Source organism: Kiloniella spongiae (assembly GCF_001026905.1).
Lineage (GTDB): Bacteria > Pseudomonadota > Alphaproteobacteria > Kiloniellales > Kiloniellaceae > Kiloniella > Kiloniella spongiae.
This window is the reverse complement of record NZ_LAQL01000009.1, coordinates 20,314-44,986: the sequence shown is the minus strand read 5'-3', so window position 1 is coordinate 44,986 and position 24,673 is coordinate 20,314. Positions and strand designations below refer to the sequence as shown.

At 45.4% G+C, this 24,673-nt stretch carries 24 protein-coding genes; 13 read left to right on the top strand and 11 right to left on the bottom strand.

The features are described 5' to 3' along the window. Positions 1–73 precede the first annotated feature (73 nt). The 4 genes from WH96_RS14475 to WH96_RS14460 all read right to left on the bottom strand — a co-directional run bounded on the left by WH96_RS14475 (position 74) and on the right by WH96_RS14460 (position 3,676). Positions 74–652 carry a chemotaxis protein CheW gene (locus WH96_RS14475; RefSeq protein WP_047764918.1) on the bottom strand — a complete coding sequence of 193 codons (579 nt, stop codon included), beginning with the start codon at positions 650–652 and terminating at the stop codon, positions 74–76. Then, a complete protein-coding gene (locus tag WH96_RS14470; protein ID WP_082130501.1) occupies positions 652–2,895 on the bottom strand; it encodes a chemotaxis protein CheA in 2,244 nt (747 codons plus the stop codon). The genes WH96_RS14475 and WH96_RS14470 overlap by 1 nt, the downstream gene beginning before the upstream one ends. A 112-nt stretch (positions 2,896–3,007) precedes the next feature. Further along, positions 3,008–3,373: a response regulator gene (locus WH96_RS14465; protein WP_047764917.1), complete on the bottom strand. Its 366-nt coding sequence runs from the start codon at positions 3,371–3,373 to the stop codon at positions 3,008–3,010. Between the two features lie 6 nt (positions 3,374–3,379). Then, a complete protein-coding gene (locus tag WH96_RS14460; RefSeq protein WP_047764916.1) occupies positions 3,380–3,676 on the bottom strand; it encodes an STAS domain-containing protein in 297 nt (98 codons plus the stop codon). A 1,040-nt stretch (positions 3,677–4,716) separates the two neighbouring features. Here WH96_RS14460 and phnD point away from each other — a divergent pair. From phnD to phnE (WH96_RS14435), 4 genes are all read left to right on the top strand, one after another. Beyond that, on the top strand, positions 4,717–5,694 hold the full coding sequence (phnD, locus tag WH96_RS14450; RefSeq protein ID WP_047764915.1) for a phosphate/phosphite/phosphonate ABC transporter substrate-binding protein: 978 nt from the start codon (positions 4,717–4,719) through the stop codon (positions 5,692–5,694). A gap of 79 nt (positions 5,695–5,773) precedes the next feature. Then, positions 5,774–6,574: a phosphonate ABC transporter ATP-binding protein gene (gene phnC, locus WH96_RS14445; RefSeq protein WP_047764914.1), complete on the top strand. Its 801-nt coding sequence runs from the start codon at positions 5,774–5,776 to the stop codon at positions 6,572–6,574. Continuing rightward, positions 6,571–7,377, top strand: a complete 807-nt coding sequence (gene phnE / locus WH96_RS14440) for a phosphonate ABC transporter, permease protein PhnE (protein ID WP_047764913.1) — start codon at positions 6,571–6,573, stop codon at positions 7,375–7,377. The genes phnC and phnE (WH96_RS14440) overlap by 4 nt, the downstream gene beginning before the upstream one ends. Next, entirely contained in the window at positions 7,377–8,195 is an 819-nt protein-coding gene (gene phnE, locus WH96_RS14435) for a phosphonate ABC transporter, permease protein PhnE (protein WP_047764912.1), read from the top strand. Before phnE (WH96_RS14440) ends, phnE (WH96_RS14435) begins: the two co-directional genes overlap by 1 nt. A gap of 75 nt (positions 8,196–8,270) precedes the next feature. Here phnE (WH96_RS14435) and WH96_RS14430 read toward each other — a convergent pair whose 3' ends face one another. Continuing rightward, positions 8,271–8,984, bottom strand: coding sequence for an SDR family NAD(P)-dependent oxidoreductase (locus tag WH96_RS14430; RefSeq protein ID WP_047764911.1), 714 nt, complete (start codon positions 8,982–8,984; stop codon positions 8,271–8,273). A 102-nt stretch (positions 8,985–9,086) separates the two neighbouring features. Here WH96_RS14430 and WH96_RS14425 point away from each other — a divergent pair, with 102 nt between their 5' ends. Further along, positions 9,087–9,554 carry a flavodoxin family protein gene (locus WH96_RS14425; protein WP_047764910.1) on the top strand — a complete coding sequence of 156 codons (468 nt, stop codon included), beginning with the start codon at positions 9,087–9,089 and terminating at the stop codon, positions 9,552–9,554. Here WH96_RS14425 and WH96_RS14420 read toward each other — a convergent pair. The 3 genes from WH96_RS14420 to WH96_RS14410 all read right to left on the bottom strand — a co-directional run bounded on the left by WH96_RS14420 (position 9,551) and on the right by WH96_RS14410 (position 13,303). After that, entirely contained in the window at positions 9,551–11,065 is a 1,515-nt protein-coding gene (locus WH96_RS14420; protein WP_047764909.1) for an aldehyde dehydrogenase, read from the bottom strand. The genes WH96_RS14425 and WH96_RS14420 overlap by 4 nt on opposite strands. Positions 11,066–11,109: 44 nt before the next feature. Further along, positions 11,110–12,051, bottom strand: coding sequence for an NAD(P)-dependent oxidoreductase (locus WH96_RS14415; RefSeq protein WP_407060100.1), 942 nt, complete (start codon positions 12,049–12,051; stop codon positions 11,110–11,112). A 67-nt stretch (positions 12,052–12,118) separates the two neighbouring features. Next, complete coding sequence (locus WH96_RS14410; protein WP_047764907.1) at positions 12,119–13,303, bottom strand: mandelate racemase/muconate lactonizing enzyme family protein; 1,185 nt, start codon at positions 13,301–13,303, stop codon at positions 12,119–12,121. A 185-nt stretch (positions 13,304–13,488) separates the two neighbouring features. On the opposite strand from WH96_RS14410, the gene WH96_RS14405 reads away from it, so the two are divergent. After that, positions 13,489–14,397 (top strand): LysR substrate-binding domain-containing protein, encoded by a 909-nt coding sequence (locus tag WH96_RS14405; RefSeq protein WP_047764906.1) that lies wholly within the window; start codon positions 13,489–13,491, stop codon positions 14,395–14,397. Between the two features lie 15 nt (positions 14,398–14,412). Here the strand turns inward: WH96_RS14405 and WH96_RS14400 are convergent, their stop codons facing one another. Together WH96_RS14400 and WH96_RS14395 are read right to left on the bottom strand one after the other, a co-directional pair. Continuing rightward, entirely contained in the window at positions 14,413–15,306 is an 894-nt protein-coding gene (locus WH96_RS14400; RefSeq protein ID WP_053005939.1) for a DMT family transporter, read from the bottom strand. A gap of 56 nt (positions 15,307–15,362) precedes the next feature. Then, positions 15,363–15,860 (bottom strand): Lrp/AsnC family transcriptional regulator, encoded by a 498-nt coding sequence (locus tag WH96_RS14395; protein ID WP_047764905.1) that lies wholly within the window; start codon positions 15,858–15,860, stop codon positions 15,363–15,365. A gap of 170 nt (positions 15,861–16,030) precedes the next feature. On the opposite strand from WH96_RS14395, the gene WH96_RS14390 reads away from it, so the two are divergent. Continuing rightward, positions 16,031–16,357, top strand: a complete 327-nt coding sequence (locus tag WH96_RS14390) for a hypothetical protein (protein ID WP_053005937.1) — start codon at positions 16,031–16,033, stop codon at positions 16,355–16,357. 8 nt (positions 16,358–16,365) lie between these two features. Here WH96_RS14390 and WH96_RS14385 read toward each other — a convergent pair whose 3' ends face one another. After that, positions 16,366–18,444 carry an oxidoreductase gene (locus tag WH96_RS14385; protein ID WP_047764904.1) on the bottom strand — a complete coding sequence of 693 codons (2,079 nt, stop codon included), beginning with the start codon at positions 18,442–18,444 and terminating at the stop codon, positions 16,366–16,368. 299 nt (positions 18,445–18,743) lie between these two features. Between WH96_RS14385 and WH96_RS14380 the strand changes: the two genes are divergently transcribed. The 6 genes from WH96_RS14380 to WH96_RS14355 all read left to right on the top strand — a co-directional run bounded on the left by WH96_RS14380 (position 18,744) and on the right by WH96_RS14355 (position 24,647). After that, a complete protein-coding gene (locus tag WH96_RS14380; protein WP_047764903.1) occupies positions 18,744–19,757 on the top strand; it encodes an ArsJ-associated glyceraldehyde-3-phosphate dehydrogenase in 1,014 nt (337 codons plus the stop codon). A gap of 69 nt (positions 19,758–19,826) precedes the next feature. After that, entirely contained in the window at positions 19,827–21,059 is a 1,233-nt protein-coding gene (gene arsJ / locus WH96_RS14375; protein ID WP_047764902.1) for an organoarsenical effux MFS transporter ArsJ, read from the top strand. A gap of 115 nt (positions 21,060–21,174) precedes the next feature. Next, a complete protein-coding gene (locus WH96_RS14370; protein WP_245629494.1) occupies positions 21,175–22,317 on the top strand; it encodes a TRAP transporter substrate-binding protein in 1,143 nt (380 codons plus the stop codon). A 173-nt stretch (positions 22,318–22,490) separates the two neighbouring features. Next, entirely contained in the window at positions 22,491–23,168 is a 678-nt protein-coding gene (locus WH96_RS14365) for a DUF1007 family protein (RefSeq protein WP_082130499.1), read from the top strand. Between the two features lie 35 nt (positions 23,169–23,203). After that, positions 23,204–24,181: a nickel/cobalt transporter gene (locus WH96_RS14360; RefSeq protein ID WP_162200161.1), complete on the top strand. Its 978-nt coding sequence runs from the start codon at positions 23,204–23,206 to the stop codon at positions 24,179–24,181. Positions 24,182–24,329: 148 nt separating this feature from the next. After that, entirely contained in the window at positions 24,330–24,647 is a 318-nt protein-coding gene (locus tag WH96_RS14355; RefSeq protein ID WP_047764900.1) for a hypothetical protein, read from the top strand. Positions 24,648–24,673: the final 26 nt, after the last annotated feature.

Below are 24,673 nucleotides of genomic sequence, written 5' to 3'. Positions count from 1 at the left end.
ATTTTACGAAAAATTCTTTCTTTAGTTGTGGTTTTTGGCGGCATCACACAACTTTTTTGTAAGCTTTAAAAATTCAGGTTTCTTCAGTCAGACCGACTGAGATCCCTTTTTCTATGATTTGGGTGTCGAAAAGTTTTTCTTGATTGAGTAAAGCAACCATTCGCTCTTCGATTGTTACTAATCCAGACAAATATTCTTCCTCGATCAGTGTTTCCATTTTGGGAACGTCTCTGATATCGGAATTTGATACCGTTAGAATGTCCGAGACGGTGTCAACAAGAATACCGACCATCCGCTCTTTTACGGCAATGATCACAATGACATGCAGGTTTGTTGCCTCTGTTTCTCCAAGTCCGAAACGGCATCTAAGATCAAAAATGGGGACAATAACGCCACGAAGATTTAAGACGCCGCGCATATAATCCGGTGTGTTGGGTAAAAGAGTTGTCTCCACCCATCCCTTGATCTCTCGAACAGACATAATATCCACACCGTATTCCTGTTCTCCGACAGTAAAGGTGATGTATTGCTCCTGTCCTGAACTCTCGGCCAGAGCAAGTCCGGTTCCGTCAGCATTTACGTTTTGCGGCTTTGCGTCTGATATTGGTGCGACAGCTTTATTTTCTTGGGCAACGAGGCTGTTACTTTCCATTAATTTTGCTCCATTACTTCAAGATCTTGAGTTTCATTTGACAGAGGATTGTCGATCTCTTTTTCAGCTAGATCAGGGGGGTGAGTTAATGATTTCGAATTCTCTGAGAGAAGTACCGTATCCGTATCTTCAAGATCACTTGGATCAGATCGATGGTTTACTTGCCGTGCCATAGCATCAAGGCCATCCACATCAAGGATAAGGGCAACCATCCCGTTACCCAGAATCGTTGCTGCGGAAATACCGTCGACCGGGTCATAATTCTCTTCAAGACTCTTGATGACAACCTGTTGTTGGCCAAGTAGTTCATCGACCAAAATACCAACTTGTTTCCCGCCTTCGATTTCAACAACAACAACGAGGGCTTTGCTTGGATCTTTGCGGGCACCAGGGATATTGAACAGCTGATGCAGTTTAATTAATCGAATGTATTCCCCACGTAAGGAAACAACATTCGCTCCATTCGAAAGCCTGTGAAGTTCTGCTTTTGCCGGACGCAAGCTTTCGATAATAGATGTAAGTGAGATAATGAATTTCTCTCTACCCACGGCAACAACCATCCCATCCAAAACGGCAAGGGTAAGGGGCAGGGACATAACAAACTTGGTTCCCTTGCCTGGCGTAGAGTGAACAGAAATGCGGCCCCCAAGATTACTGATGTTTCGACGAACAACATCCATGCCAACACCTCGACCTGAGACGTCGGTCACTTCTTCTGCTGTTGAAAATCCGGGACTGAATATCAGGTCATCAATGGCTTCGTCAGTAAGGTTTTCGTCTGCATTGATAATGCCTTTTTCTATTGCTTTGGACCTGACCCGCTCACGGTTGATGCCACGGCCATCATCCGTCACGATAATATGAATGCGCCCTGATCGATGTTCTGCGGATAGGGTGACAGTTGCGAGCTCTGGTTTTCCGACAGTCTTCCGATCTTCAGGCGTTTCTTCAATCCCGTGATCAAGCGAGTTACGGATCATATGAGTTAAAGGATCAGAAAGTTGTTCTATAACTGTTTTATCAACTTCTGTGTGTTCCCCAGATGTTTCGAGTTCTACTTTTTTGCCGAGTTTTGAGGCAAGTTCCCGTACTAATCTTGGAATACGAGCAAAAACGGATTTGACGGGCTGCATACGGACAGCCATGACTGATTCCTGAATTTCCCGTGTATGCATCCCAAGATCTTCAAAGCCTTTGGCCATAAAGGCAGCTAGTTCCGAGGGAAGATTGTCAACTTGTTGGCGCAACATTGCTTGGGTAATGACGAGTTCGCCAACCATGTTCACCAGTCGGTCTACTCGATCCAGTTCTACCCGGATGGAAGAGACGCGTTGAGAAGTCTGATTATTCCCTGCCGGAGTTGGTTTTGCTGGTACTGATGTTGGAATTGTCGGCGCTTGCATTGCCTCAACAGCTTGTTTTTTTGTTGTTTCCAGTGATTTTTCGTCGCTGTTTTCTGTGGATTCAGATGATGTTGATTGCGAAGAGATTTCTTCTTTTTTCGGATCGCCGTCTATTTTTATTTCCAGATCGCAATCTTCTGTGACGAATTCGAATACCTCTTCCACGTCTGTAAGGCTGCAATCGGAGACCAACTCGAAAACCCAGGAAAAGTAAGCTTCATCGGAGATAATTTTTTGGATGGAAGGCAAGCGATCAGTGTTGACGATGGTTGTGAGCTCACCAAGTGCTTTCATTTCGCGAGCAAGAAGAAGAGGTTCGTTCGCATGTTGCAGGAGTTCGGGTTTAGGGGTGAACGAAATGATATATTTTTTTGCGCTTTTTTCTTCAGGCGTTGTGATCTCTGTCGCATCTTCCTCGACCGAAGAACTTATGGGTTGATCAAATGCAAGCAGGTTCAGTTTATTTTTGATGTCGATAAAATCGTCTTCCGGCACAGTAATGCCGTTTTGTGCTGCCTGAATAAGGTTTGTCAGGATATCATTGGCGGAAAGCAATAATGTGACGATGTCTTCGGTAATTTGGATTTCACCTTGACGCATTTTATCAAGAAGGGCTTCGTATATATGCGCAAAACCAACGAGTTGATCGAAACTAAATGCACCGGCACCACCCTTTACAGAATGGACAACACGAAAGATCGCATTTAAATCTTCTGCGTCAACATTCTCTGGGTTGTGTTGTAGGTCGGCAAGTCTTGTTTCTGCATCTATAAGCAGTTCAGCACATTCTTCGAAATAAGTTGCTTTGAACTGATCAAGGTCGAAATCGTTGGTACTCACTTTTCCCCCTTTTTACGACAACATCGTAGATCGGCGATTATATGACAGCGTCCTGTACCAAACTCTATTCCAGGATTCTAGATGGGTGGTACGAGCCACCCATTTATCTGCTTTATGGACAAACCTTATTGACTACCTGAAGCAATTTTTCGGGATTAAACGGTTTCACAATCCAACCTGTTGCCCCGACACTTCGTCCTTCGTTTTTCTTGTTACCATCTGATTCTGTCGTCAAAACCAAGATCGGTGTCAGTCTATGCGTTGGGTTGGATCGAATTTCTTTGCAGAGAGTCAGACCATCCATGTTAGGCATGTTTACGTCTGTTATGACCAAATCAACACGATCACCACCAAGGACACGAAGGGCTTCACAACCGTCTGACGCTTCAATTACATTGTGTCCGGCACCTTTGAGAGTGAAAGAGACCATGTCTCGCATTGTTTTTGAATCATCTACTGTTAAAACTTTTAACCCCATATTTTTCTAGCTCCGCATGGTGATTTTTGAATAAAGGCCCAGATCTTTAAAGGCTGTAACCAGGACATCAGAAGCTTCTGTGATCTGAAAAGTACGATCTGCTTCTATGCAACTGACAGCAGCGGAATGAATAATCTGTAGGCATGCGGTGGAGGCTTTTTCCACACCTCCAGCATTAATGTTCAGGTCGAGGCTTTTATTGTCGGCATCGACAAATAAGGCGAGCAACTCCTCTGCAACAAATATATCCAAACTAGGCGCTAATTCGATTGTTGCCGTTTGGTCGGATACTTCCAATTTCATAGTCCTGAAATACCTCCTGAAGTAAGGAAACAATTTCAAACCGCACTAATGAAAATATGCACACCTGTACTAAATGCATTCTATGAGTGTGGTCTCGATTCATTAATAAGCCCTTAAGCGTGTTTGTGAAATTGGCTGAGATGTTTTGTCTTTATTGTATTTTTTACTAAATTTTTAAACATCGGCGTAAAATGTTGAGGCGATGTTTAAAATGTGAATGAAATGTTTTGGGAGGGCTTGATCATTCATTTGTTTTTAAAAGTAAATTCTAAGCCTTTGAAGTGTTTTACAGGGTAAATACTCATGGAAAATTCTGAAATTATCGAGATTCAAAGGGCTTTTAAACAAGTCGCGAAAATAAAAGAACAGGCTGCATAACTCTTTTATAAACGGCTTTTTGAGCACGATCCTTCTCTTAAAAAACAGTTTAAATTTAATCTGAAGAATCAAGGTAAAAAGCTTATAGTTGCATTGGCAACAGTAGTCTCTGGATTGAATAGTCTTAAAAAAATAATCCCAGTTGCGCAGAAGCTTGGGGTGAAAAACATAAGTTATGATGTAAAGGATTCCGACGATAAGACAGTTGGTGAGGCCTTGATCTCGACGTTGGAAAAGGGCCGGGGAGTGATTTTACCCCGGAAGTCAAAAAATCGTGGGTGGCTGCTTATACGGTTCTTGCCTAAGTAATGATGACGGCGGCAAGGGAAGAACCCGTGAAACATGAATTTAAAGCTCTAATGTCACAAGCTTTTCTTTTTATGGACAAGCGGCATGCCTGACACTGCTCCGTCCACCAATAAGTATTGGTTCAATAGGAGTCATTTCGCGCGGACTTGAGCTATTGGAAGATTAAGATTTATATTTTTTATGAAAACCATGTTTCAAATGAAAGTATAGTGTGCTTCAATTGAAACTATTGGATGAGAAAAAAGAAAAATAAACTCATCTTCAATTAAGTCACCTCACAAGAGCGTGTTCTGATGTTGCACATGCTCTTACAAAAATAACCAATGGGCGATACAATACTATGGGAGGTATTGATGAAACTTCGGGACATTCTTTTTGGTTGCGCCAGTGTACTGGCCTGTCTTTCTCTAAACGTATCAAGCGCGACGGCTCAGGACTGTGCTCGCGGTGACTTGGATACGCGGTTTTGTGACGTTGACGGCGATATGATTGCCGACACACCGACAGATCCGGCAAAGCAACTGGATCCGGACACATTAATTTTTGCATACACACCTGTCGAAGATCCTGCCGTTTATAAAGAAGCTTGGTCTGATTTTCTTGATTATCTGGAAGCAAAAACCGGGAAAGATGTTGTTTTCTTTCCAGTCCAGTCAAATGCGGCCCAAATCGAAGCGATGCGGTCGGGACGGCTTCATATCGCGGGCTTTAACACTGGATCTAATCCTCTAGCTGTGAACTGTGCCGGTTTCAGTCCTTTTACTATTATGGCACGGGAAGACGGCAGTTTTGGGTATGAAATGGAAATCATTACATACCCGGGTAGTGGTGTTGAAAAGGTTCAGGATTTAAAAGGCAAAGCGTTGGCCTTTACTTCACCCACATCAAATTCTGGATTTAAAGCGCCTTCAGCTATTCTAAAAGCTGACTTTGATATGGAAAAAGATCGTGATTTCGAAGCGACTTTCTCTGGAAAACACGATAACTCTATCCTTGGTGTTGCCAATAAGGATTATATTGCTGCTTCGATCGCAAACTCGGTGAAGTTCCGTATGATTTCACGGGATGTGATTAAGGAAGATCAGGTTAAAACGATTTACAAATCACAGACATTCCCGACAACAGGTTTTGGGGTGGCTTATAATCTGAAGCCGGAACTGCAGGACAAAATTAAAGATGCGTTCTTTAGTTTTGAATGGGCAGGGACATCTTTGGAAAGAGAGTTTAAGAAATCCAAAGAAAGCCAGTTTCTACCAATGACCTATAAAAAATTCTGGGATGTTATCCGTAAAATTGATGCGGCTAACAATGTTTCTTACGCCTGTAAGTAACAATAATATTTGAATTTTTTACAACAGCCCGACACCTTTCAAGGTGTCGGGTGTGTTATTGATATGACAGGTAAATAGCATGTTACACCTGAATAAACTTACCAAGCAGTATGCAACGGGTGATATGGCCCTCAAGAGTGTGGAGCTTGAGATCCCCAAGGGACAGGTTGTTGCGTTAATCGGGCCGTCCGGTGCAGGGAAAAGCACTTTGATCCGCTGTATAAACCGATTGGTAGAGCCTACATCGGGCAGTGTTACGCTCAATGGTAAAGAGTTGACAAAACTCGGTTCCAGCGCATTGCGTCAAGCAAGACGTCGCATGGGAATGATTTTCCAGGAATATGCTTTGGTTGAGCGTCTGACTGTAATGGAGAATGTTCTTTCCGGGCGTTTGGGGTACGTTGGTTTCTGGCGTTCTTTTCTCCGTAAATATCCGCAAAGCGATGTTGATGAAGCTTTCCGTTTGTTAGAGCGGGTTGGTTTAGATCATATGGCAGACAAGCGTGCAGATGAGCTATCGGGTGGTCAGCGACAACGTGTTGGCATTGCGCGTGCGTTGATTCAAGATCCTGAGTTGTTGCTCGTAGATGAGCCGACAGCCTCTCTTGACCCAAAGACATCGCGCCAGATTATGCGATTAATCTGTGAACTATGTGCCGAACGTGATCTCGCGGCGATTATTAACATTCACGATGTTGCTTTGGCGCAGATGTTTGTTCAGCGGGTTATTGGCTTACGCTTTGGAGAGATCGTTTATGATGGTCCTCCTGATCAACTTAAGCCAGAGACCTTGACCGAAATTTACGGTGAAGAAGACTGGGAAGCAACCATCGAAACGATAAACGAGGATGATGAGGCAGAACAGGGGGGTGTTGCATGAGCACTTCTATGACTGCTTCGCGGAAATGGCGAAAGCCACCGATGATCAAAAATTCCCTGATGCGTTGGGTATTGATTTTCGGGTGCTTGATTTATCTCGCACTGGCGTTTGGATCGTTTGACGTAAAATGGGCACGCGTCTACGAAGGACTGGACCGTGGTTGGCAATTCATTCTTGCTTTTGCTAAGCCGGATTTTTTAAGTAGAAAGTCCGATATTATTGATGGCATGACTGAATCTGCCATCATGACGATAACGTCGACAGCTTGCGGTATTCTGATTTCGATTCCTATCGGCCTTGGTGCGGCACGAAATATCGCGCCTTTACCCGTCTATCTTGTCTGTCGGGGAATTATTGCGATTTCCCGTGCATTGCATGAAATTATTGTCGCGATTATTTTGGTCGCAATTTTTGGTTTTGGTCCTTTTGCCGGGTTTGTGACTTTGTCTTTTGCTACGATTGGTTTTCTAGCCAAGTTGCTTGCGGAAGATATCGAAGATACCGATCGATCACAGGCCGAGGCAATCAAAGCGACAGGGGCAAGCTGGTGGCAATGGGTGACCTATGGCATTCAGCCACAAGTCATGCCACGGCTGATTGGGTTGTCGATGTACAGATTGGATATTAATTTCCGTGAATCTGCGATTCTTGGTCTTGTCGGTGCCGGAGGAATTGGTGCGACACTGAATACTGCGTTCGATCGTTACGAATTTGATACGGCATCGGCTATTATCATTATGATTATTGTCATTGTTATGCTCCTTGAATATCTCTCGGGCATTATTCGGGCGAGGTTACAATAATGGCTATATCTATCGATAAAAACAGTCAGAAAATCTGGGCTGTTCGAGACAGGAATACACAGTTAACACGGTGGTTTGTGTATTTTGTCGCAGTAACTGTAATCATGTATTGCTGGCAAACAATTTCAGAAGCCACAACCTGGTTCTTTGTTTTGGATGCTCCGCGTATTGCTGGGGATATTGGCGGGCGGGCAATGCCGCCCAAGTGGCCCTATATCAATGAACTATGGAAACCGCTTTGGGACACAATTAATATTGCGACGATTGGAACTGTTCTGTCCTTGATTATCGCGGTGCCTATTGCCTTTATGGCCGCAAGGAATACGACACCACATCATATTTTCTGTCGCTGGCCAGCATTGCTGATCATCGTATCCACGCGCTCAATCAATTCGCTGATCTGGGCCTTGTTGTTGGTGGCGATTATCGGTCCTGGAATTTTCGCTGGAACTATTGCCATTGCTGTTCGATCCATTGGATTTTGCGCCAAGTTGTTGTACGAGGCGATCGAAGAAATTGATGAAAAGCAGGTTGAAGCAATAAAAGCAACAGGAGCGAGCAGATGGCAGGTTATTGCCTATGGAATTGTACCCCAGATTATGCCATCTTTTGCGGGTATTTCTGTTTTCCGTTGGGATATCAATATTCGTGAATCTACGGTGCTTGGTTATGTCGGTGCTGGAGGAATTGGGTTACAATTGAAAGCATCGATTGATGTTCTGGCGTGGCCACAGGTGTCTTTAATTTTGCTGGTTATCTTTGCTGCTGTGATCCTTAGTGAAATGGTCTCAGCAAAAGTACGTGCTGCGATTATCTAATCAAGCTAAACTGGTGAGACAAAAAAGGCCTCGAAAATGATTTCGAGGCCTTTTTTGTAATGGAGAATATCGGTTTTACATATAGTCATTAATACTACGCCCAGATACATGCCCCCACAGAATTTTCTCGTCTGTTAGCATGCGTTCGATCATACTGGCGGCGTCAGTGGGTGTCATTGCAACTTCCAAATCTCTGTCTATTCCCGCAGTTGAATACATATTGGTGTCAACTTTTCCCGGATAAAACCCCATAACGCGAACACCTTTCGGCGCGCATTCAACTTCCATGCATCCGGTAAATCCTCGGATGGCCCATTTGCTTCCGGCATAGACGGAAATGGATTTGCGACAATAGAGGGCACCAGTGGAAACAACATTGATAATTGCGCCTGATTTGCGGTTTATCATGTTGGGTAGCACGGCGTGGGTCATAAACATGGTGCCAAGAGTATTGGTCTCCATAACGGCACGGATATCAGCAGCGCTATAGTCTTCAAAAGCACCCTCCAGCCAAATGCCCGCGTTGTTAATGAGCCCCCAAATTGGCCCGACATCTTGTTCAACGGCTGCAACAACTCGTGCGCAATCTTTTTCATTTGCAACATTCAGTTGATAGCCGGGGATGTTTAATTTTTCGGCACAAGATTTGACTTTGTCAGGATTGCGTCCGGTTAAAACTGGACGGTAGCCAACATCTTTGAGTTTTTCGACTGTTGCCAGTCCAATACCGCTGGTTGCACCGGTAATCAGGACAACTTTATTCTCGTGTGATGTACTTTGCAGGGACATATTTATGTGGGCTTTCGAAAATAATCTGAAAATGGGATGATTAATGTTATCCTACTGTTCTCAGAGCAATAAGTGTAGTCATCCTTTTTAAGATTTTGCCTTATGAATAAAAGCCTTCTTATCGTTGCGCATATACCCTCGCCAAATACGATGATCCTGCGTAATGCGGTGGTAAAAGGCGCGAATAACTCTGACATCAAGGGAATAGACGTTGTTGTGAGGACACCTTTTGAGGCGGATGCTGAAGATGTTCTGCTGGCTGATGGTATTATATTGGGAACCACAGAGAACCTGGGGTATATGAGCGGTGCATTGAAGGATTTTTTTGATCGTATCTATTATCCCTGTCTAGAGGTTAAACAGGGGTTGCCCTATGGTATTTATATCAGGGCCGGGCATGACGGAACGGGGACCAAACGTGCCGTTGAGACAATTGTCACTGGCTTGCGCTGGAATCCTGTGCAGGAAGAGGCCCTGATCTGTCGTGGGGATTATAAATCAGTGTTTGAAGATCAATGCGAAGAGCTTGGTATGTTGGTGGCGGCCGGACTGGAAGCTGGCATTTTTTAACTCAGATCAAACCAGGCGGATTTGCTTTGGGTATAGCTCATCAGGCTTGCGAAACATTTGTCTCGTGCATTCCCGGACTGTTTATAGCCACCAAAAGGCTGTGTCATATCGCCATCCCCAAAGCAGTTGACCCAAATTACGCCCGCTTCCAATGACTTCACCATACGATTGGCTGTTGTGACATTCTGCGTCCAGACGCTTGCGGCGAGGCCGTAGATACTGTCATTGGCAATCTGGATCGCTTCTTCTTCATCTTTGAAGGTGATAAGTGACGCAACGGGGCCAAAAATTTCATCTCTGGCAGGACTCATGGTCTGCGTTACACTACTCAGAAGTGTCGGGGCAATATAGGCTCCAATCGGATAAGCCTCGGGGATTGTCCCGCCAAGGGGTGCTTTTGCCCCTTCTGTTATGCCGCGATTTATTTTATCAAGGACACCCTGTCGCTGATTTTTACTCACCATCGGGCCCATGGTTGTTTTGGGGTCTAGGGGATCACCGGGTTGATATGCTTCTTTGCTGCGTTGAATGAAAACGGCCTCAAACTCATCCCGAATTGTTTCGTGCACCAGTAATCTCGATCCGGCATTACAAACTTGCCCGGCATTATCAAAAATACCCATAAGAGCGCAATCAACTGCCTTATCCATGTCTTTTAAATCAGGCATGAATATCTGCGGACTTTTCCCGCCGCATTCCAGAGAAACCCGTTTCAGATTTGATTGTCCGGAATAAGCCTGCATCAACTTGCCAACAGCGGTTGATCCGGTAAAGGTGATCTTTGTGACATCGTTATGGAGTGCAAGGGCTTTTCCTGCAACTGGCCCAAGGCCATTCACAACATTAAAGACGCCTGCTGGTCCGCCAGCCTGCACAAAAAATTCTGCCAGACGAAGGCAACTCAACGGAGCCTGTTCTGCAGGCTTGAGGACGACACAGTTACCTGCTGCCAAAGCCGGGGCGACTTTCCATGTTGCCATCAAAAGGGGGTAGTTCCAGGGGGATATGGCCCCGACAACACCGAGTGGCTCATGTTGAATGTAATGGAGAGCTTCGTGAATGGTATTTGTGACTGAGCCTTCTATTTTATCAATGCATTCGGCGAAATACCTGAAGGTGAGAATAACCTGCGGGAGGTCAATGTTGAGGACATCTGATATTGGTTTACCCATATCAAGACTTTCGAGAAGCGCCAGTTCTCCGGCATTTTCCTCTATTAAATCAGCGAGACGAGAGAGTATCTCCATCCGATGGCGCGGAGGCATGTGTCGCCACCGACCATCATCCCACGCTTTTTTTGCGGCGGCGACAGCAAGATCAATATCTTCTTCTGTGCCTGCGGCCATGCTGGCGAGGAGTGTATCATTTGCCGGATTGATTGTTTCCAGCTCTTCACCTTTGCTGGCAGCGCGATAACCCCCGTCGATGAACAGACGCGTTTCAAACGTCAAAGCAGTTGCTTTGTTTGTCCAATCTTTTTTGGAAAGGAGTTTTAAATCGTCTAAAGTCATCTGATCATCAACCTTTAGATTATCACCTAGGCGAAGGGGCGAAATTATCCGGCGTTTTCTTCTGTCAATTCGACAGGGTAGCCTTCTGCGCGCATCTCTATGCCACAGGCCTGTTCGATCATTCTGGCAACTTCCGGGGACTGGGCATTTCCCCCAAAAAGGCCTTTTGCCCGGCGATAGATTTGTTGGGTAACGCTTCCGAGTTCGAGCGGAACACCTGTTTTATCAGCGATACCTTGAGCTAGGCCCAGATCCTTTAAAACCAAATCAATAGGGAAGTTGACGTTGTAGCTGCCACTAAGAATGAGCTTTGATTCAGTTTCATGGGCAAAAGAGTTGCCGGAACTGTGACGGATACCTTTCCAGATGGCATCCATATCAACGCCGTATTTACGCGCGAGCATCATGCCTTCACTTGCCGCGACAAGATTGATGAAGGCAAGCATATTTGTTACGACTTTCACGACGGTAGCGTGGCCTGTCGGTCCCATGTAGAGGATTTCGCCACCCATAATTTCCAGTACAGGTTTTACCTTGTCGTAAATCGTTTCCTCACCACCCACAAGGATTGTAATCAATCCAGAATGAGCTCTGTGTACACCGCCGGTTACAGGGCATTCCAAGGCATCAATGCCTTTTTCTTTGGCCAAATCTGTCAGGCGTTGCAGGTCTTCGAAATCAGTCGTGCTCATTTCTATCCAGGTTGCCCCAGGCGAGAGATTGTCAAAGACTCCGTCATCACCTTCTACGACAGCTCTTGAGGCGGCCGGGGAAGGCAGGGCGGTAATGACGACCTCGGCATCTCTGCAGGCACCGGCGACATTATCGGACCATTTCGCCCCGGCTTCTAGCAAACGATTTGCCGCTTCTTTGTTGAGGTCTGTTACCGTGACATCAGAACCTGAAGAGACAAGATTCATTGCCAGCGGTTCACCCAGACTTCCCAAGCCGATAAAACCAATTTTCATTATACGCGCTCCCTTAATGCTCAGTCTTCCATGACGTCAGGACTGATGCTTGGTTTGTTTAATTTTTAAAGTACTGGTTTTGAATTCAGACAGGATCAGGGTACATTTCTAGATGAAGTGCTGTCCCATGATAAGGATTTGCCTCAGCAACCTGCTCATTTAATTCAACACCGATCCCCGGTTCTTTGGACGGAATGATATAACCGTCTTCCCAAACCATAGGTTTTTTCAAAATTTCAGAATGGAAGCCCTGCCACTGTTGAATACTTTCCTGAATTAGGAAATTAGGGCTACAGGCACCGATCTGGACATTGGCGGCCCCTTCGATTGGCCCACAGTAAAGGTGCGGGGCAATTTGCGCGTAGCTTGCTTCTGCCATAGCTGAAATTTTCTTGGCTTCAAGAATGCCACCTACACGCCCCAGGGCAAACTGGAGGATCGAAGCTGCACCGCTTTGTAGCACGCGCTGGAATTCATATTTTGTTGCCAGCCGTTCGCCTGTTGCAACAGGAATAGACGTGCTGCGTGCTACCTTGGCCATTTCTTCCTGATTGTCGGGTGGCGTTGGCTCTTCAAACCAGAGAGGGTCATAAGGCTCGAGGCGTTTTGCCAGTCTAATTGCCCCGGCTGCGGTCATTTGACCATGGGTACCGAACAGGAGATCACATCTGTTCCCAACAGCTTCACGAATTTTCCGGGCGAATTCTTCCGAGCGGTCCAATTCTTCCAAAGAAAGTTGCCGAGGATCAAATGCGGTATAAGGCCCGGCGGGATCAAATTTAACAGCAGTAAAGCCCTGTTTTGCATAGTCAGCAGCACGTTCTGCCGCTAGATCTGCATCCATATAGACATCTTTTGTGTCGCCTTCTTGTGGATAGAGATAGGTGTAGGATCTCAGTTTTTCATGAACCTGTCCGCCAAGAAGCTCGTAAACGGGTTTATCCAGAGCCTTGCCAATAATATCCCAAAGGGCCGTTTCCAAACCGCTTAAGATACCCATTGTCGAAATATCGGTTCTCTGTGTGAAACCGCCGGAATAAACCCGACGCCAGAGTGTTTCGATTTTAAAAGGGTCCATACCTTCGACATGACGCGAAAATATATCATCAATCATGGCTTCGACAACTCTGGGGTGGAAGGGAACGGAATAAACTTCGCCAATTCCTTCGATGCCTGTGTCTGTTGTCAATTTGGTGAAAATCCAGTACTTGCCACCAAAATGAGGGGGAGGATTGCCGACAACAAATGTTTTTAGTTCGGTAATTTTCATTTTGGCCTCAATGTGCTGCTTGGATCGATGATTTTATCGTTGTTGTTTTTTCAAGAATGGGCCTATCGAAAAAGAATCGCAATTGATGTTTTTAGGCCAATTGGTTCAAAAATTATTCCAATTCCCTTATTCCAATTCTTCGTGTGCTGTGTGACTAATACTTTATTGATTTGTAAGAGGTTATGATGGCTGGACAGATAGATTTAAAAAAACTGCCTCCTTTAAAAGCTTTAAAAGGCTTTGAAGTTGCGGCACGACTTTTGAGTTTCAGGGGCGCTGCGGGTGAATTAAATCTGACGCACACGGCTATCAGCCATCAAATTAAGGTTCTTGAAGAAGATCTTAATGTTGAGTTATTTCAGCGGGATGGCCGTGGGGTCAAGCTGACAACCGAAGGGCAGCAGTTTTACCTTGTTGTGCGCAGTATTCTTGAACAGCTTGTTTATTCATCGGAAGCGTTACGGTGTAGCGGACAAAGTCAAAAGTTACGTGTTCAAGCCTTTGTAACCCTATCTATTCGTTGGTTGGCAAGACGAATGTCCCGGTTTAGAGCGGCATATCCAGATCTGGATGTGCAAATAACGTCCAGTATTCTCGACGGGACTTTTGATGAAATAAATGAAGATGTGGGAATTATTTATAGTCCAGTGCCTGTCGCGAAGCATCTGCATTGGATACCCATCTTTGGTGCAGAACTGATTCCAGTCTGTAGTCCTGAGCTTCTTGAGGGAAAGGGAGGGCATATTCCTGCTGAAGAATTACTGACCCTGCCGCTTTTGAAGGTTTATACAGCTGATGATCATTGGGAAGAATGGTTTCAATCCCTTGGAATTTTTGCCGAAGTATCCCGTAATTCAATTGCTGTTGATACCGTAGCAATTGCCTTGGAGATGGCGCTGGATGGTGAGGGCGTGGCTATGGTCAATGGACCTTTTGCAGATAATGATCTTAAAGCCGGGCGATTAGTTCGGCCTGTTGATCATGTTGCAAAGGCCCCCGGTGGGTGGGGTATTGTCTGTCGACAAGAGCTTAAAGATGCACCACATATACGGGCGTTTACATCCTGGTTGCTTGACGATATGGCAACTTATTAGGATTGGTTATCAAGCTTATTTGTATGCTTTGGAAATAGTGATCAATCCTATACCTGCCAGAACGATTAGCCCGGCAATAATCATATGCAAGGTCAAGGGTTCATCAAAAACGCTTACTGTTGCGAAGACTGCCAACACAGGAACAATAAGCGTCAAAGGCGCCAGAAAAGAGATCGGCTGACGTCGTAACATCCACGCCCAAGAGCCATGAGCTATGATGCTTGATGCTATTGCTGCGTAGGCAATGCCGAGCCAACTCTCAGTACTCGCGCTTTGTATCGTCTCTAGGATTGGTGCTTCTAAGACGAGGGCCATTCCAAAAGAAAAAGGGATGCCTAAGGCAGAGGACCAGCAAATAATCGCAAGGGGTGATATCTGGTTTTTCCCACGAACCAAAACCATGTAAGTGCCCATAAAAAATGCAGATCCAAGCCCAGCGATCAATGCATCAAGAGTATCGAAGAAAGTTGGTTCGTAAAACAGGAAAACAATACCCATAAAGCCAATAAGCAATCCACTGATACGTTTGATGCCGGGTGTGTCTTTGAAGAAAATCCAGGCGAGCAATACTGAAAAAGCAGGGCCGAGTTGGATGATGACAGAGATTGCCCCAACACTGGCCGTGTTCTGGATTGACCAGAAGAGTAGTCCGAAATGCCCGGGGACAAGCGCAGCACTAATTAACAATAACGAACGGAATTGACCCTTTGGAAATTTAACAAAGGGTGCCAGAAGAACAACAATGATGCTGAAGCGAATACCCAAGGCTGTCCAGACGGGAAAATCGTTTACGCTTACCTTGATTGCGATGTAGTTCAATGCCCAAAGAATGAAAATCATCGCCAATACACTGTAATCGGTCAGCCCGACGGGTTGGTCTCCACCGGATGGAGTTATCGCTTTGGTCATTCGTTACTTTCATCGCGATTCTGGCTTGTCTGATGTATTCTAAGAAGCAGATAGGCTCAGTCGGCTTGGTTGTCCTGGAGATAAAGATGATCCAGAGGAAGGCTGGTGGTATCTACGAAACGTGTCAGAGCTGTTGAAGAACTTATTTCCTGAACGCCTTCGATTTGCGATAAATCCTGCCAAAAGAAACGTTCATAATCCTCAATATCCTTAACGATGATCTTTAGCAAGAAATCAACGCTGCCCATGAGGGTATGACATTCAATAACCTGTGGAAACTTTTGCACAGCTTTTACAAAGTCCGGTAGGGCGTCTTTTACATGGTGGTGCATTTTGACTTGGGCAAAAACGGTAACGCCTAGACCAATTTTCTTTTGATCTATAATGGCAACACGCTCCTTGATCACACCTTCGTCAATCAGGCGCTGGATGCGACGCCAACACACTGATTTTGATGACCCCAATTTTTCGGCAAGTTCGGTTACCGGTATGGTGACGTCTTTTTGTAAGTATTCCAGAATACGAATGTCGAGTTTGTCCAATTTTGTGGTCATTTTTCCTGAAAATGTTTAATCAGTAGGGATATTGTTTCGAATAATAACATTTAAATGATGTGTTGGGGAAGAAATACCTGCTTGCTTCTGGGATACTGGTTATATCAGGCAAAGATAATGTCTTTGGCTTGAAGTAACTAAAATAGTGATCGTAAGCGGGATGAATTTCTGTGCCAAAAACAACACCAGAAGCAACAAGTGAAAATACGCGGGTTGAGTTTGTTATCGTTGCCATGAGTGAACCCAACACATTGTTGCGAGTATTAGAGTACTTTGCCTTGATTGGGGCGACGCCAAGCAACGTGAGAGCTGATGCGAATCCAGACGATACACAAACAATTTCAATCATAGTCGAGGGACTATCACAACGGCGTGCTTATATCCTCGCAGGCAAAATCAACGAGATTTTCACGGTGAACTCGACAGGCTATGTTGTCAATTCTATTGAGGAACTAGGTGATAGATCGAATCATTCAGATATGCGGATGTGCGCTTGACGGTTGAGTTAGGAAATCAAACCCGGTCTTTCCCCGTTAAATAGAGCGGCATCCCAGTTTTCTCCCTCTAGACATCGGGCGGCAAGATGACCGTAGTAAACTGCTGATGCCAAGGAACCGGGAGAATAGGCGTCACCGATGACTTCTAATGATTTGATACCAGCTTTATCTAGTTTACCGGGGTTACTCTTTAGTCGTTGGTATAAGGTGTCATTCGCGTGTCTTGCGGTCACAAGTATTAAACTATCGGCGTGAATGCTTTTTGTTCTGCCTGTGTAGCTACAGGATAGCTCTATCTGGTTGCCGGTAACATTTAATAAGGCGTGATTGGTGATGAGATCCACATCAAGAGTGATGAGTTTTGCCTGTATTTTTTCTTGTTCAAGCGTGTATTCACTCCAGGCTGATATCTTTGTTGCTGGGGTAATCAAAGTTACCTTCATCCCTTCGCTTATAAGTTTTTCGGCAAGCACTCCGCCCATGTAGTAGTGATCATCATCAAAGATAATGACGTCCCCAGTCGGAACCTTTCCTTGCATTATGTCGTCGGGTGTAAATGTTGAAATAGTATCCAGTCCCGGAATTGGGTGTTGATGGTGACGTCCAGTACCATCACGACGCCAATGTGAACCAGTGGCAAGAAGGACGTGAGGAAAGCCAAAATCAAGTATGGCATCCTCATCAAGCGGGCTGCCCTTATAAATTTCAACATTAACCATTTGGGTGAGGAGGTTTACGCGATAATCCCGGACGCGGGCATAGCTTGAAAGACCGGGGAGAAGGCTTTCTTTTGTTGCCCGTCCGCCAAGTTCCTTTCCTGCCTCTGCCAGTGTGACCTGATAGCCTCTGTTCGCGAGTTGCAGAGCTGCTTCAAGTCCTGATGGCCCTGCGCCAACGACAAGTACGGAGCTATCAGATACTTTCGGTGCGATCTTTTCCGGGTGCCACTTGCGACGCCATTCTTCACCCATTGTCGGGTTTTGAGTACAGCGGATGGGAACACTGAGATTATCGCCACTGACGCAGATGTTACAGCCAATGCATTCGCGTATTTCATCAATACGTCCTTCAGCAATTTTGTTTGGTAAGAAGGGGTCGGCGATTGATGGACGTGCAGCGCCGATAAGATCAAGTACACCGCGTTTGATCTGGGAGACCATGGCATCAGGCGAGGTAAAACGCCCGACACCAACAACGGGTTTTGTGGTGAGGGATTTTACAAAGGATGTATATTTTTCCTGATAGCCTTCGATTGGTTCGAAACGTGCGGTGGAAGAGTCATGTGACCAGCCACTGATGTTCACATCCCATAGATCCGGTAGTTCGGCGAGGAGGCCGACGACTTCCTGTGCTTCTCCCTCAGAGGTCATACCATGCTTGCCCATAAGTTCATCGACGGCAAAGCGGAAGGCGATGGCGCATTGATCGCCAACGGCGTCTTTTACTTCGGAAATTACTTCGCGGGTGAGGCGTACTCTGTTTTTTAGGGAGCCACCGTATTCATCATTTCGATGATTAAAGCGCTCGAGCATGAAATGCATAAGGGTGGTCATGCAGTGCCCGGCATAGACATAGATAATATCATAGCCCGCTTCATGGGCATTCAGTGCTGCCTGACGATACCATTTCCGGAAATTCTTGATATCCGTTAAATCCATTGCACGTGCATGTACGGGATCATAGGCATCGACAGGCATGGCAGAAGGGGCCATCGGGGGAAGTCGTGATGTTCTATTGGGGGCGTGGAAACCATTATGAACAAGTTCGATCCCAGCAAGCGCACCATGTTCATGGACTGCTGATGTCATCAATTGGTGGGCAGGAATATCAGATTTATCCCAAAGCCGTCCTTCTATATAAGGTGATATTTCTGACGAAGGATGAATTTCCACCTCTTCAGTGCAGACTGCCCCCCAACCACCTTCGGCCTTGATGCCGCGCATGGCGGCGAGACTTTGTGGCCGTGCATAGCCCAGACCGTTACAATGAGGCACTTGATAAAATCGATTCTTCATCGTAATGGGGCCAATTTTTACTGGCTCAAAAAGAATATCGTATCGCGAATTACGGGTGTTAGGAGAGGTCATGTTAAGCTTCCGGATATCTGCTGACGTACTTATGGCTTGTTTCTCTAAGCTCGTTACGGTGATGATGTCAGAAGCAAGTGAGAGAGACCAACAAGATTTATTTATGATGCTTTCATTCTGTTAATAGAGGGTTTTCTTTTGCGTTGTTCATAAGGGGCGTCATGAAAAATTCATGTGCATTGTTTATTATTTCCAATACATTCGAAATAATGTTTTTATAGCACTGATGTTGCCTAAAGATATGAAAGGCTTCTCAGGGCAATATTGAATGAAATTCTCAAGCATAGAAGGATAACACAGTGACAGTACGTGTGGGCATCAATGGCTTTGGCCGTATGGGAAAACTTGTACTGCGGGCCGCGTGGGGCATGGAAGATATCGATATTGTTCATATCAATGAAATTAGCGGAGGCGTAGAGTGCGCCGCACACCTGTTGGAGTTTGATACTGTCCACGGTCATTGGGATAAAGCCATCGATGTCGAGGGGGATAACATCATCATCGAAGGGCAGACGGTCAGCTTTTCCGAAGAAAAAAATATTTCTCATGTTGGTTGGGTCGACCGTGGTGTGGATGTGGTACTTGAGTGTTCGGGTAAGTTCAAAAGCAAAGAGGTCCTGACTCCTTACCTTGATCAAGGGGTGAAGAAGGTTCTTGTAGCTGCGCCTGTTAAATCGGAAGGGGTACCTAATCTGGTTTATGGCGTTAATGAAGGGCTTTATGATCCAGCCAAGGATGATATTTTAACGGCCGCATCCTGTACGACGAACTGTATTGCTCCTGTTATCAAGGTAATCCATGAAGCTCTGGGTATTGAACGAGGATCGATCACGACCATTCATGATGTTACCAACACACAGGTCATGGTAGATGCGCCGCACAAAGATCTCAGACGGGCACGATCAGGTCTTAATTCTTTGATCCCGACAACGACGGGGTCAGCAACAGCGATCACGATGATTTATCCTGAGCTAAAGGGGAAGTTGAACGGTCATGCAGTAAGGGTGCCCCTGCTTAATGCTTCTTTGACTGACTGTGTTTTTGAGTTGGCGCGGGATACAACAGTGGAAGAGGTCAATCAGCTCTTCCAGGCTGCTGCCGACGGAGAGTTAAAGGATATTCTCGGGTTTGAAAGCCGGCCACTTGTCTCTACTGATTTTGTTGATGATCCTCGTTCTGTAATCATTGATGGTCCGAGCACCATGATTGTGGATAAGCGTCATCTTAAAATTTATGCCTGGTATGATAATGAATGGGGCTATGTAAATCGTATGGCAGATCTACTTTCTATGATCAGTCGTGATCTTCATTGATGCAAGCCATCAGGGGTTAGGTTTGTCAGAGACTTGAGCGTATGAGATACGAGTTGACAGGTAAATTGTATGTCTGATTTACGGAGTTATGGCGCAGTAACCGCGGCCTACTGGGGCTTCACCCTCACGGATGGTGCTTTGCGCATGCTGGTATTGCTGCACTTCCATCGTCTGGGATTTACGCCACTTGATTTGGCCTATCTGTTTTTACTTTACGAGGCGATGGGCATTGTAACCAATTTTGTTGGAGGGTGGATTGCAGCACGCTTTGGCCTTCGGCTGACACTTTTTTTAGGTCTAACGACTCAAATTGTAGCTCTGGGATTACTCTCTCAGTTGCGTGCAGACTGGTCGATTGATTTTTCGATCATCTATGTCATGGGGGCACAGGCTCTGTCTGGTGTTGCTAAAGATCTGACAAAGATGAGTTCCAAGTCAGCGGTAAAGCTTGTGGCTAAGGATGATGGTGAAGACAAAGGAACACTGTTCCGATGGGTAGCCATTTTAACCGGTTCCAAGAACGCTCTCAAAGGCCTTGGTTTTTTACTCGGTGGTGTTTTATTGGAATGGGTTGGGTTTGAAAATTCCCTGCTTTCAATGGCTTTGTCATTGGTTGTTGTTCTCGGAACTACGGCATTGGTGGTTAAGGTTGACCTCGGAAAAGCAAAGCAAAAAATCCGCACCAAAGAACTCTTTTCAAAATCAAGAGCGATAAATGTTCTTTCGTTTGCGAGAATTTTCCTCTTCGCAGCGAGAGACGTGTGGTTTGTAGTTGGCTTGCCGGTTTTTCTCTATTCCACTCTGGGGTGGTCTTTTGATGAAGTCGGTGCCTTCATGGCGCTATGGGTAATTGGTTATGGTACTGTTCAAGCGCTGGTGCCAAAACTTACCAAAAAAGTAAAAGGCCCGCATTCAGGGATCAGAGTTGCGCGTTTCTGGGGGGGGGTGTTGGCAGTTTTGCCTGCTGTGATCGCCGTTGTTTTATGGCAGGATTTGTCTTTTTCAGGTGCTTTCCTTCTGTTCGGGATTCTTGTCTTTGGCTTTGTCTTCGCGATTAATTCTTCTCTGCATTCTTATCTTATTGTCGCCTGTTCTGATGCAGACAAGGTTGCGTTGAATGTTGGTTTCTATTACATGGCCAATGCGATTGGTCGACTGATGGGAACATTGCTTTCCGGGTTAATCTTTCAGTACGCCGGTCTTGAAGCTTGTTTGTTGGCATCAACAGTGATGCTTGTTATTGCCACCTTTACAATTTTTTTTCTGGAACCAGGACAGTCTTCTGTTTCATCTTCGGCTTAAAACGTCTTCATTCCCGAGCTGGCTCAAAGTTATTTTTGTGTGATGACCTTCTCGGGCATTGCGTCTGATAGGGGAGACGGTAAAGTGGTCTCTCATATCAATTATGGGGGCCGCTATGACCGACAAAAAGATGACAACAGAGATCTGTAATAATAAAGATCAGCAATCTAAAACTCTGGATAGACGGCAAGTTCTTGGAGCTTTGGTCACAGCTGGCGCCGCAACACTTGCTACCCCCGCAGTTGTTAAAGCTCAAGACACGATAACCTGGAAAATGGCCATGAGTTGGCCGCGCAATTCGCCTGGCGTGGGGATGAATGCCCAGCGACTAGCTGAGATGATTACGACGATGTCTGGTGGCCGTCTGCGGGTTGATGTCTATGCTGGTGGAGAGCTGGTTCCCCCCTTTGAAGTCTTTGATGCTGTATCAAATGGTGTCGCCGAGATGGGGCATGCAACCCCCTATTATTGGCAGGGGAAAGATAAGGCCTTTCATTTCTTCACGGGCGTTCCTTTTGGGTTGAGCGTCGCCGAATACACCGGCTGGCTTTATTTTGGGGGTGGTCAGGCACTTTGGCAAAAGGCCTATGAACCCTTTGGTGTTTTACCTTTTTATGCCGGATCGTCCGGGCCGCAAGCCGGGGGATGGTTCCGTAAAGAAATCAACAGTCTTGAAGATTTGCAAGGCATCAAGATGCGTATTGCAGGGCTGGGCGGTGAAGCCATGCGGAAGTTGGGTGTGAATGTTGTCTTGATGCCGCCTGGTGAAATCTTCGCGGCGATGAAGTCTGGGACTGTTGACGCGGCAGAGTGGGTTGGCCCTTGGAACGATATTGCTTTCGGCCTCTATAAAGTTGCGAATTATTATTATATGCCAGCCTTCCATGAAATTGGTCCTGCATTGGAAGCAACAGTGAACAAAGCCGCTTATGATGCTTTGCCAGATGACTTGAAAGAGATTGTTAAGCGCGCAGTTATGGCGTCTGCAAATGAAAGTTACGCTGATTTTACCTATGGCAACGTAAAGTCTTTCGAACCCTTGTTGGCAAAAGAAGGGGTAAAATTACGCCGCTTCCCGGATGATGTGATGAAGGCGCTCTATCAAGCGTCGGAAGACACCCTCACTGAAATCAGTAAGACAAGTGCGTTGGCTAAAGAGATTTTTGATAGCTTCGTGACCTACAGAAAAGAAGCTAATAACTATGCTAAAGCATCGGAACTCGCGGCACTTGAGATGCGCGCCAAAGCTATGGAGTAGGTTGTCGGGCATTTTTCCTGCCCGGTAATTTATACTTTGAGTCTGATCGCTTGTGTTTTTGAAATGTTATAATATAACTATTGCCGTTTTGCCGTCATAATTTTATGTGATTGAAATATGACGGTTATGTTTTAAAGGAAAAGGTTAGAGTGGCTTTTTGTAAGCGAATAGGGATGAGACGGATAAAACAGGGCCAGAGGTATATCGCCCGTACAATGTTGTTACTTGCTTTGTTATATCCATCTTATGCGCAATCACACCCCCATGTTTGGGTTGATGCGGCGCTTATTATCCATCGAAACGAGGCGGGTGAAATCTCTGCTCTGGAGCCTGTATGGATTTTTGATGATCTCTATACAGCCTCGTTATTACCTGATCTTGATCAGGATCAGAGCGGTAAGGTCGAGAAGCCAGAGTTACTAACTTTTGCCAAAGAAGCCGTTGGAAACCTTCAGGAATGGGATTATTTTCTGAAGGTTAAAAGAGAAGACGCATCTGCTCTACAATACAAAAAAGAAATCATAACAGACGGTACCGTCTTGAATGATCGCCTTTTGTTGAGATTTAGGCTGGAACTTGAAGATCCAATCAAGGCTGGAACTGTAGTACAGGTTCAAATGTATGATCCGTCCTATTTTATTGCGATCGATTTTATTGACGATAAAACAGTTTCTTATCTTCCATCTTCTTTGCCATCCTCTTTGAATGGCTGTACCCATAACGTTACGCACCCTGATGATTTCGCGGAGAATACAACAAGCCTTTCTGATCTGGTCTTTAGTGATGAAGAGGTCGCAGAAAATCCTGATCTGGGATCGATATTTGCCAAGACGGTCGAAGTGAGATGTTAAAAGTCTCTTCTCAAAACAGGCGGTCATCAAGTGCTATGCTGGCTGTCGTACTGATTGTTCTTTTCTTTGCTGCTATTGTCGGGTTGCTCAGTGTTTTTTCTGTTGAAGATCAGTCGATTATTGATCTTGCCTTGAGCGAAATTAGACAGCAGCAAAGAAATTTTTCTGACTTACTGGGGCAGGGGGTCAGAGCACTTGGTGATGATATCGGGTTTGATTCGGTCCTCTATTTAATTTGGATTTGTTTTTTGTACGGGATCTTTCACGCCCTTGGTCCGGGGCATGGGAAAGCTGTTATTGCGAGTTATACTTTGACGACGGATACTAAAATTTTACTTGCAGTTATGCTGTCGATGGCATCATCTTTTGTCCAAGGATTAACTGCAATTTTAATTGTTGGAACATGTTATTTTCTTTTGGAAACAAGCGTTCGAAGTACATCGCTTGCCATTGAAGATGTTATGGAATCTCTAAGTTACGGTGCTGTTTCCATTGTCGGGCTCGTCCTTATTTGGCGTGGTGTGAGAGGAAGCTCAGGCGATTGTTGCGACCATGAGCATAGCGAAGGAGGAGGCGAAGAGCATTATCATTCCTGTTGCGAGCATCATGTGTCGGATCACGCTCACGAACACACTAAATCTGATAAGGCTATTCAAGCCAGAGATAATTTACCCCATACCAAACGTGATTTGATAGCGATCATCCTTGCCGTCGGCATCAGGCCCTGTACGGGCGCATTACTTGTTCTTATTCTTGCATTTGTCCTTGGGCAGTGGGCCGGGGGACTGGCGGCAGTGCTTGCCATGTCTTTTGGGACAGGCATTACGGTTTCTCTTCTGGCGATAGGGGCCCGCGGGATACGCTTTCCATTGATGAAGATTATGGATGAAATGGGTGTACATGTCGGTTATTTCGGGCGTTATGTGTCTTTGCTTGGTGGGATCGTAATTGCGATTATTGGTTTGCTGCTTTTGACTGATACATTAATGACGCCTCAACACCCCTTCGCCTAAAAGCAAAGCTTTTTGATGATGTATCTCCTTGGCGAATTTCGCAAATTGATCATTTTGAGGTAAGCTGTAACTTCCCCTAAGCTCAATTTAAGGCAATAAGTTTTTCCAAGACGATGTGTCCTCCGGGATATAGTCGAAGGAGATATGAATGTCAGATTTGTTTAAACAGGCGTTTACTGTTGCAGGTATTATCGGTTTCGGTTTTTTAGTTTTTATCGGAACATCAATTATTACAGGAAATCTCAATACTATTTTGCTAAAGCAGCGCAAGTTCTGGATAGATTTATGCGGTGATCGAGCTGATGCTCCTGTATGTGTTCTTGCCGTCTTGGCTTTGGGGTTGATCACTATTGGGTATTTTTATCAAAGCCCCTGGATATTAGGAGCTGGATTAAGTACGACGGTCTTTTGCTATTTTAAATACAGGGAAACTCTTGTTCGTGACCCTTTTGATAGGCGAGATTAATATTCATGCAAAATTCCATTGATACC